The 8,276-nt window shown below is 59.2% G+C and carries 7 protein-coding genes; 2 read left to right on the top strand and 5 right to left on the bottom strand.

Annotation, left to right across the window (positions count from 1 at the left end; all coding sequences use genetic code 11):
• Positions 1-236: 236 nt before the first annotated feature.
• Both H3V53_RS30215 and H3V53_RS30210 read right to left on the bottom strand, forming a co-directional pair.
• Positions 237-617 carry a type II toxin-antitoxin system VapC family toxin gene (locus H3V53_RS30215; protein ID WP_336601001.1) on the bottom strand — a complete coding sequence of 127 codons (381 nt, stop codon included), beginning with the start codon at positions 615-617 and terminating at the stop codon, positions 237-239.
• A complete protein-coding gene (locus H3V53_RS30210; protein ID WP_336601000.1) occupies positions 614-820 on the bottom strand; it encodes a type II toxin-antitoxin system VapB family antitoxin in 207 nt (68 codons plus the stop codon). The genes H3V53_RS30215 and H3V53_RS30210 overlap by 4 nt, the downstream gene beginning before the upstream one ends.
• Positions 821-1,058: 238 nt before the next feature.
• Between H3V53_RS30210 and H3V53_RS30205 the strand changes: the two genes are divergently transcribed.
• Both H3V53_RS30205 and H3V53_RS30200 read left to right on the top strand, forming a co-directional pair.
• Positions 1,059-1,358 carry a type II toxin-antitoxin system prevent-host-death family antitoxin gene (locus tag H3V53_RS30205; RefSeq protein WP_336600999.1) on the top strand — a complete coding sequence of 100 codons (300 nt, stop codon included), beginning with the start codon at positions 1,059-1,061 and terminating at the stop codon, positions 1,356-1,358.
• 35 nt (positions 1,359-1,393) lie between these two features.
• Positions 1,394-1,720: a hypothetical protein gene (locus tag H3V53_RS30200; RefSeq protein WP_336600998.1), complete on the top strand. Its 327-nt coding sequence runs from the start codon at positions 1,394-1,396 to the stop codon at positions 1,718-1,720.
• 784 nt (positions 1,721-2,504) lie between these two features.
• On the opposite strand, the gene H3V53_RS30195 is transcribed toward H3V53_RS30200, so the two are convergent.
• From H3V53_RS30195 to H3V53_RS30185, 3 genes are all read right to left on the bottom strand, one after another.
• Entirely contained in the window at positions 2,505-3,200 is a 696-nt protein-coding gene (locus tag H3V53_RS30195; protein WP_336600997.1) for a CBS domain-containing protein, read from the bottom strand.
• Positions 3,201-3,381: 181 nt separating this feature from the next.
• A complete protein-coding gene (locus H3V53_RS30190; RefSeq protein WP_336600996.1) occupies positions 3,382-6,225 on the bottom strand; it encodes an AMP-binding protein in 2,844 nt (947 codons plus the stop codon).
• 132 nt (positions 6,226-6,357) lie between these two features.
• Entirely contained in the window at positions 6,358-7,932 is a 1,575-nt protein-coding gene (locus H3V53_RS30185; RefSeq protein ID WP_336600995.1) for an AMP-binding protein, read from the bottom strand.
• Positions 7,933-8,276: the final 344 nt, after the last annotated feature.

Below are 8,276 nucleotides of genomic sequence, written 5' to 3'. Positions count from 1 at the left end.
GAGACGAAGGCTCGAGTCATCATCTAATCCTGGCGAGTGAGAAGATGTAACTCTAGTGGAAGTCATGTTCGATGTTTGAACGACATTTCGCTCACGATTGCGCCAGGCCACCGCGGTGTTGTCTCGTCAGGAATGGAGGAAGGCTCTCAGAAGTCGGCGAGGGAGAGCTACCAGGCCATTGATCGCAGAACTGGTTACGTCAGTCTGCCGACTGACGTTCTTGGCGCACAACATTTCTAGTTAATGTCTTGCATATACGCGATGTCGAGTTCGCCGGCGAGCTGGGCAAGGCGCTTGTCCAGGGTCCAGAGTGACGCCCCTGGAGTCATCAAGGTTGACGCAAGCAGCGTAAGGTCGCTGCTGCCACAACCTCGACCGTAAAGCTGTCTTGCCTCGATCAACTCCATTACCTCGGCCCATGTCGCGTGCGTCGCATGTTGTAGCAACCCGATGTCGCGGAGCGTCCGTGCGCGGGGCGCAGGCGGCGTGCCGCAGGCGAGTTCAACAAGCACCACTGGATGCGTGAGCGCCTGATCGCTGGTAACCAGTTGTACAAGTCTCGTATTAACGCGGCGGAAGTGATCAATCCAGACGGATGTATCGATAAGGACGCTCATTGAGCCGACGGCTCCGATCGGCGCCGCGGAATTTCCGACATATCCGGCTCGATGCCACCCAAGGCTGCCAGCCGTTTACCGGCCTGAACGCGAACAAACGTCTGCATCGCAACCCGAAACAGTTCGGCCTTATCCATATCAGGATCGGCAAGCTCAAGGGCACGCTCGTAAAGACTGTCGTCGATCGTAACGGTGGTTCTCATTTCGACTCCGATTTGATGCGATATTGCATCAGTTATAGCATCATGCGTGGATGCGCGCCGACGCTGACTATCGAGCCTGACAACGGAAAGCAACCCGCAGGCATTATAAATCATCTACATACAGAAATGTTGATAAATTAAATTATGTAAAATCGAACCGCTAGATCGCCAGCGTAACCTTGACTTGCCGTAGAAATTCTCATAGCTTAGCCTTAACGAATTCCGTACAGGATCCATGATGTCATTCCGCACCCATGATGTGGTACCCATTACCGAGGCCCGCGCACGCCTCACCGAACTCGCCGAGGACGTCGTGGCAGGAGCCGAGAAGGTCTTGACGAAGAACGGCTCTGCATATGTGGCCCTCGTTGACGCACGGAAGCTGGATTACTACCACGCGCTCGAAGCCGAGCACGGTCGTCTGGTCATGCTGGATGATGCGGAGAAGGGCCTCACAGATGCGCTCGCTGGTCGGATCAAGCCGCTGCAGGAACTACGCGACACGATGCGCCGCCGCGCTGAGTCCAAGAAAAAATGACGCAAGTTGGTTTCGCAGAGACCCTTGAGGAGCGATTGGAGACCATTCAGGAATTCATGTTGCAGCAAGACCTAGCGTCGGCACCAGGCCGAATCGAACAATTGTGGAGCGAGATATATCGTTTTGGCGATCTCGTAGCTCTCCATCCCAAAATCGGTCGTCCCGCCGGCGCGCTCACCACCACTTCGATCGAGGGCCAAGTGCGGTTGGCGCGTGTGTTGCGGTTGGCCGTCGAAGCTGGGCTGCCTGAATTGCGCGAGTACGTGCTGCGATCCTATCTGATCTTGTATGCGCACTCGGATACCAATGTTTTGTTGTTGTCCATCCGTCACCAGCGGGAGCTGGGGTACGTTCGAGAGTAGCCGGATCTCCCGGTAGCGAAGACGCCGGGGGCGCCCTGCCCGCGGCGCGCACGGCCGACCGCAGGCCGTCTCTCAACGGGCGCGGCGCCTTACGCGAAGGAGCGCACAGGTGTCGAGTCCACGGGGACTGGAGCCTCTGGCTTATGCTGGTGCTGGTGCCGCCTGCTGCTCCACTCGCCCCTGAGAACGCCGGGTTCCGCCATGCGATGAGGAACGAATTGGCCACGTCCCATTTCCTCGACGATTTCGCTAACTCGTCTGCCTTTCATCTACGCTTCAGGCCTCCGTTCCAGTTTCCGCGTCGGACGATGACTCCCTAGACCTGGATCGTGGCCCGGCGGATCCAGGCGAGATGGTGTGACTTTGATTTGTGAGCAATTTTCCAGTTAGGGGCATCTAGGCGCGGCGCGGCTCTGCCTTGCGGCCCTGTTTAAATCCCCTTTGAATCAAACACGTGCTGACTACCTGGTTAAATCTCGGCAGCAGTCAGGCTGGCAGCCCACCTTCAGGCCCTGGAAGTGACAGCGACGTTACCGCTACTTCGAACGAACCTCCGGCCGAATTGATCGCGACAACGCCCGTTTGCGAGCAACAGACTGCTTGCCTGTGTCTGGAGGTATTCGCGCTTGCCGTCGGCCATCAGGAAGCCGTCTAAAATTTCCCTCGATACACGCAGCGGTGAGCCGGTCTCCGGTGGAACGAGATGGCAACGGGTAGACCGGGAGCTTGAGTCCATGTCTGCGCGGTGCATGTTGGGCGGCAGATCAACAGGTCGTTCGCGAGGTCACATCGCCGGGAGCACCACCGGATAGTCAAGGTGGCTGACGACCTGTTTGACGCCCGGGACGCCTTGCGCCGCGATGCACGCGGCTTTGCGCTCCTCCTCGCTAAGGATCACACCCCAGAGGTGTACCTCGCCTTCGTTGACGATCACCTGCCCTCGCGATAGCGCCCAACGTTGGCCAGACATCGCATTCAAGATGGCCTCGCGTATCTCTGCGTCGGCTCGTACGACCGGCGTCTGTTTGTTGTCGTGCGTGCTGCTTGCGAGCGCACGCACGAGGTCGGCGCGACTCACCAGACCTGTCATCTTGCCGTCTTTCAACACCGGAACGCGCTTGATGCGATGCCGCTCCAGCAGAGATGCAACTTCCGAGAGAGGCGTGTCCTCGTTTACGGTGATGACGTCGACAGTCATCAGATCTTTCACTATCTGAGCATGCTCTTTCACGTACTCGCCAGCCAGTTCACGGCTAGATGCGAGAAACTCCAACCACCAGGAGCGGCGCCGGCCGCCCGTGCCTATTTCGCCACGGTGCACCAGATCCCCCTCGCTGACGATGCCAATGAGCTTACCGTCGGCAGTCTTTACCGGCACCGCGCTGATCGAGTGTTCGACGAGGAGCCTTGCGGCCTCCCGTACGCTCATCTCGGGGGTAGCGAAAATGACCGACGTTGTCATCACGTCACGCGCCCACATGAATTCTCTCCTTCAACGCTTTAACCTCTGGCGGACTGTATTCGGGAGAAACACAGTCGTGGCACCCGCGCTCACCGGAAACAGGCTGGGTCAAGATGTATGGTCCACGTAGCAACGCATGATTCGCTTGATCCAGATCAAGTGGGAGTGTGTCGCGCAGCGAAGCGTGGTACCGCGTCGGTCATGGGGCGTCGTGGTGAGTGGGTATCTCCAGTGGAGAAATTTCGCTCAACACTCTTTCTCCACAACAAGCGGCGATCGCGTCGCGGGTGGCGTCGCGCAAATCTGCCGCAGCCTTCATGTCTTCTCCCGACGGTGCCAGAGCTGGAAGCACGGTAACTGTGATACCGGCTCGCATTGGCAACCACTGTCCATCCGGCAGCACAACGCGCGTGCCGGCGATTGCGACAGGAATCACGGGCCGGTGCGAAACGCATGCGGTAATAAAAGCGCCGAGCCGAAATTGCCGCAGACCCGCGGATCTGACGAAGGTTGCTTCGGGAAAGAAGAGCAGCGAAGTTCCGGCGATTGCGTGCTTTACCAGTTCACGCTCGTCGTCGGCCATGCGCCGATAGTCTGCGCGTTCGACGAAACGTACGCCTATTGCGCGAAGGAAGCGGCCGAGGAGCGGTGCGCTGGTCAGCTCACGTTTTGCAACAATACCGAGTGGGATGCGGAGGGCCGCGAGTAGCACCAGCCCGTCCAGATAACTCGCGTGATTGGCAACGAAAATCGCTGGCTGTGCGCTGTCAATGAGATCGGCGCCGCGTACGGTCACGCGAATTCCTGTCAGCCGCAGGGCTAGTCGTGCGGCGCGCGATGCAATCCTCCAGTTTCGCTTCGCGTCCGGGTGCCACACAGTCATCAACCATGCGGGTATCGCTACAAGCATGATGCTGATCCAGCACCATGCACCGTAAGCGAAGCGTCCGCCGGCAGTTCGGAGCCGTCGGCCGATCGGCAGTATCGTGTTCACGCCGATGTCGAGCCACTGGCGCCATGGCGGGCGTGGCAGGAGGTCCCCGCGACTGCGTAGATACAGATCAAGAGTGGCAGCGTGGCGGATCTTGCCGCTGGATGTCTTTAGAATGCTGTGCGGTGGAACCAGAGCGACTTCTTCTGGCGGAGCGCCTAGCAGGGCTACAGAGGCTTCGTTGATGCCAGTGCGTATCGACGCGAGCGTGGCCGGGGCAGTTGCGCGAGTCTCTGCGATGACGAGCAGTCGATCGGTACCTGTCTCAATGTCGGGCGTTCCACACACCGCCACGCAACCGGTTCGTACGCCAGGCAGACGCCCAACGGCCGCTTCCAGCTCATACGGAAAAAAGTGACGCCCGGCCCGAATCACCAGATCCTTCACGCGGCCCGTGATAAACAGCTCGTCATCGGCCATGTATCCCAGGTCGCCGGTATCGAGCCAACTATCGTGAATCAGCTTTGCAGTCAGAACGGGGTTCTGAAAATACCCACGTGTCGCGGAGGGACTGCGGAATTCAATCCTGCCGACCGATCTTTCGGATACCTCATTGCTGTCGGCATCGACAATACGAATCTGGTTGCCGGGCAACGCGCGTCCACACGACACCAGTTCGAGCACGTCATCAGGAGATTCTGCTTGTGCTGCACGCTGCGAGTCAGCCAGTCGGACGCGACTGATACAGTCTGTCCGCACGCCTCGGCCAGGCTCCGAAAACGCCAGTCCAAGCGTGTTTTCTGCGAGGCCGTAGACAGGGGTCAGGGCACTCTGCCTGAACCCATGGCTGGCAAAGCGCGCACTGAATGCGCGCATGGTGGACGCATTGACGGGCTCCGCGCCGCAGAATGCAAGGCGCAACGAGGACAAATCGACGCCTTCGAGATCGGCGTCCTCGATCCTGCGTGTGCAGCGCTCATAGGCGAAGTTGGGCGCTGCCGTAATGGTGGCATGGTAATGACTGATTGTCTGCAGCCAGCGCGCCGGACGTGCAAGAAACGTCAGCGGGGACATCAGAACCAATGGGATCCCAAAGTAGAGCGGGCCGAACCATGCTCCAATCAGACCCATGTCGTGATACAGGGGAAGCCAACTTGCGAAGATGTCGTGCTCCTCGATTCGGGCAGTCTGACCCATCGCCCGGATATTGGCGAGCAGATTCGCGTGCGTGAGCACGACGCCTTTTGGCGTGCCAGTGCTGCCGGACGTGTACTGAAGCAGGGCGACGTCTTCAGCGTGCGGGACATACCGTTCGGTATCCACCTCGCCCATTAGTTGAGGTGCCGCAACGATCTCATGTAATGTCGGTATCCTGGCCTTGGCCAGAAGGCCGGCTCCAAACGCGTGTGAAGGCACAATCATGACGCGTGCACGCGCATCAGAAAGAATCGCCGCGTGCCGCGCCAGGTGATCGTCGACCCGTGCGGATTGTGCGGGCGGATATACGGGCACCACGATGGCGCCGATGAGCAGTATGCCAGCGAAGCATGCGAAATAGTCGCTGCCTGTTGGCAGCATCAGTGCGACGGTATCTCCGGGATTGACGCCGAGCTGGCGCAACCCGCGCGATACCTGAAGGGCGGCCTGATGCAGCGCTGCGTAGGTCATCGTATGTGACGACGGCTCCTCGTCGAGAAACACGATGTGAGTGCGTTCGGGGCGTCGCGATGCATGCCATTGCAGTGCGTCGACCAGCGTTCTTGCATCAGTGGGCGGGTCCAGTGCACCGTCCGGCGCGCCAAGCTCGATGGCACCGATCGGGGATGTGGACCGCCCGGATGTTTCCCCCTCGAGGAAACGCAGTAAATCACGTGGCGTTACCGCCTGCCCAAACAGATCAAGTGGAAAGCGCACGCCGAGCGCTTTCTCAATGCGGCTGAGCAGTTCGGTCCGAGCGAGGCTGTCCAGCCCGAGATCACGTTCGAACTGGCTGTCCAGCGTGGCACGCGGCAGCTTGTGTCCACCCGGACTTATTTCTGCCGCGAAGGCATCGACTATCTCGAGCAACCGCGGGGCGCAGGCCGATGATTGGCAGGCAGCATCGTCGTTCATGTCTCGTAACCGCTTCGGCGTCGGGATGTCGGTATTGGCGTAGTGACAGGAGAGCGCATGAGCGTGGTCAATCGCGGAGTTCCACTCTTCGGTGAATTCGATCTTCGTTTTCCCTGCGGTTGTATCTCGCGCTCATCCAGTCAATGCGCCGCGCAGTACCTTGCCGAGTTGGTTCAGAGGCAAGGTATCGCGGAACTCAACGAATCTGGGAACCTTGTAGGCGCTCAAGCTAGCGCGGCAATGCGCCCGCACTTCAGCCGCGGTGAGGCCAGTCGAAGACGGGGCGACGAATAGTTTCACGGCCTGTCCCGTCCGCTCATCCGGCACGCCGATTGCCGCCGCGGCGGTTATGCCGGGGAGCGCGGACACCACGTCTTCCACTTCGGATGGATACACCTTGAAACCCGACACGATGATCACGTCTTTCTTGCGATCCACGAGCACGAGCATTTGCGTAGCAGTGAAGTAACCAACGTCCCCTGTGCGAAGCCAGCCATCGTGCGAGATGGCCTTGGCCGTTTCGTCAGGCTTCATCCAGTAACCGCGCATGACCTGCGGTCCCCGGACCCACACTTCGCCGATGCTCCCCGCGGCGACCAGGGCGCCGTCGTCATCGCGAATGCTGACTTCGGTTGAAGGCAATGGATATCCCACCGATCCGGAAAATTGCTTTGCATTCGCCGGATTTACACATACGACCGGTGATGCCTCGGTCAGCCCGTACCCTTCCACGATCGGCACTCCCGTTTCTGTCTGCCATCGTGCGGCAACGGACGGCTGAATCGCTGCGCCGCCACCGATGACCAGGCGCAGCCACGACCAGTCGATAGCGCGGAAATGTGGTGCATTCATAAGGACGCGGAACAGCGTGCTTACGCCCAACATGGCGGTGGGCCGGGTGCGGCGCAAGGTTCTTACGAGCCCAGCGATATCGCGCGGATCCATTACGAGCACATTATGTCCTCCAAGCTCGACGAACGTCAGCAGACTCGCAGTCAGCGCGAAGATATGAAAAAGCGGCAGCGGCGTGAGAACGGTCTGAGGCGTAGAACAAAACGCCTCACCCAGCCATGCGCGGATCTGAGCAACGTTGGAGCTCAGGTTACGGTGTGTGAGCATTGCACACTTCGGGGTGCCTGTCGTGCCTCCAGTGAACTGCAACAGCGCCACATCGTCGAGGGAGGCAGAGGGTCGATTTCGCGCTTTGGGGTACTGGCGCGACAAGGCGGCACTGAATGTCCAGTACCTACGCTTTGTTGGGCGAATCGAGTCTCGAACAACGCGCTGCACAAAGTCGATGGCGGCACGCTTTCGCAGCGGAAGCAGATCGCCCACCGCGACGGATACGACTGCTTTCGCCTGATTCTCATCAAGAATATCGTCGAGCTTCCAGGCGAAATTCTCGAGTACCACGATCGCTGAAACTGCCGCCGTAGATAGCTGGATCTGAATCTCACGGGGTGTTGCAAGAGGGTTGACGTTTGCGACGATAAGTCCAGCGTCGAGTACGCCAAAGAAAGCCACTACATAGGGCAAGCCGTTCGGCAAGATGAGCGCCACGCGCTCGGACGGCTCAAGTCTGAATTCGGTGATGAGAAACCCCGAGAAACGGCGCACATATTGCGCAACGTCCCGATATTCAATCGTATGATTGAATGAACTGAACGCCGGGCGTCTGGCGTAACGCGTGCAGGCCAGATCGAACATTGCGGGCAGCGTTCGAACGCTTTTGGAATCGATAGCTGCAACAGGCGGCTCTGCCCTATGGGGGTCTATCGTGTCTGCGTGAGTCATGGTTGGCGGGATGTGCTCGATGTGGCAGGCGCCGACGCAACAACGACTGTGCAACTGACGCACCACTTGTGCTTTTCACGTTCCGGTTTTCCTGGCGCGGTGCGCCCGATGCAACGGGAGTTTTGTACAGATTCCAAGATACGCATCCCGCGCCCGTGTTAATGGAGCGGATAGACCGCTGAGGCTGGCGATCTGCCTGCGAAGGCGTGGATGAATGCAGGCCACTCCGAGGACGAAGAAGGCTCCGGGCAGTATCA

Origin of the sequence: Paraburkholderia bengalensis, assembly GCF_037126505.1 — a bacterium.
Lineage (GTDB): Bacteria > Pseudomonadota > Gammaproteobacteria > Burkholderiales > Burkholderiaceae > Paraburkholderia > Paraburkholderia bengalensis.
Note: the sequence above shows the minus strand (reverse complement) of the source record. Positions and strands in the feature narration are given on the sequence as shown.

Coding starts and splice junctions, on each gene's coding strand:
- H3V53_RS30215 (WP_336601001.1), bottom strand. CDS start 617: ATGAGCGTCCTTATCGATACATCCGTCTGGATTGATCACTTCCGCCGC.
- H3V53_RS30185 (WP_336600995.1), bottom strand. CDS start 7,932: ATGTTCGATCTGGCCTGCACGCGTTACGCCAGACGCCCGGCGTTCAGT.
- H3V53_RS30195 (WP_336600997.1), bottom strand. CDS start 3,200: ATGTGGGCGCGTGACGTGATGACAACGTCGGTCATTTTCGCTACCCCC.
- H3V53_RS30205 (WP_336600999.1), top strand. CDS start 1,059: ATGTCATTCCGCACCCATGATGTGGTACCCATTACCGAGGCCCGCGCA.
- H3V53_RS30190 (WP_336600996.1), bottom strand. CDS start 6,225: ATGAACGACGATGCTGCCTGCCAATCATCGGCCTGCGCCCCGCGGTTG.
- H3V53_RS30210 (WP_336601000.1), bottom strand. CDS start 820: ATGAGAACCACCGTTACGATCGACGACAGTCTTTACGAGCGTGCCCTT.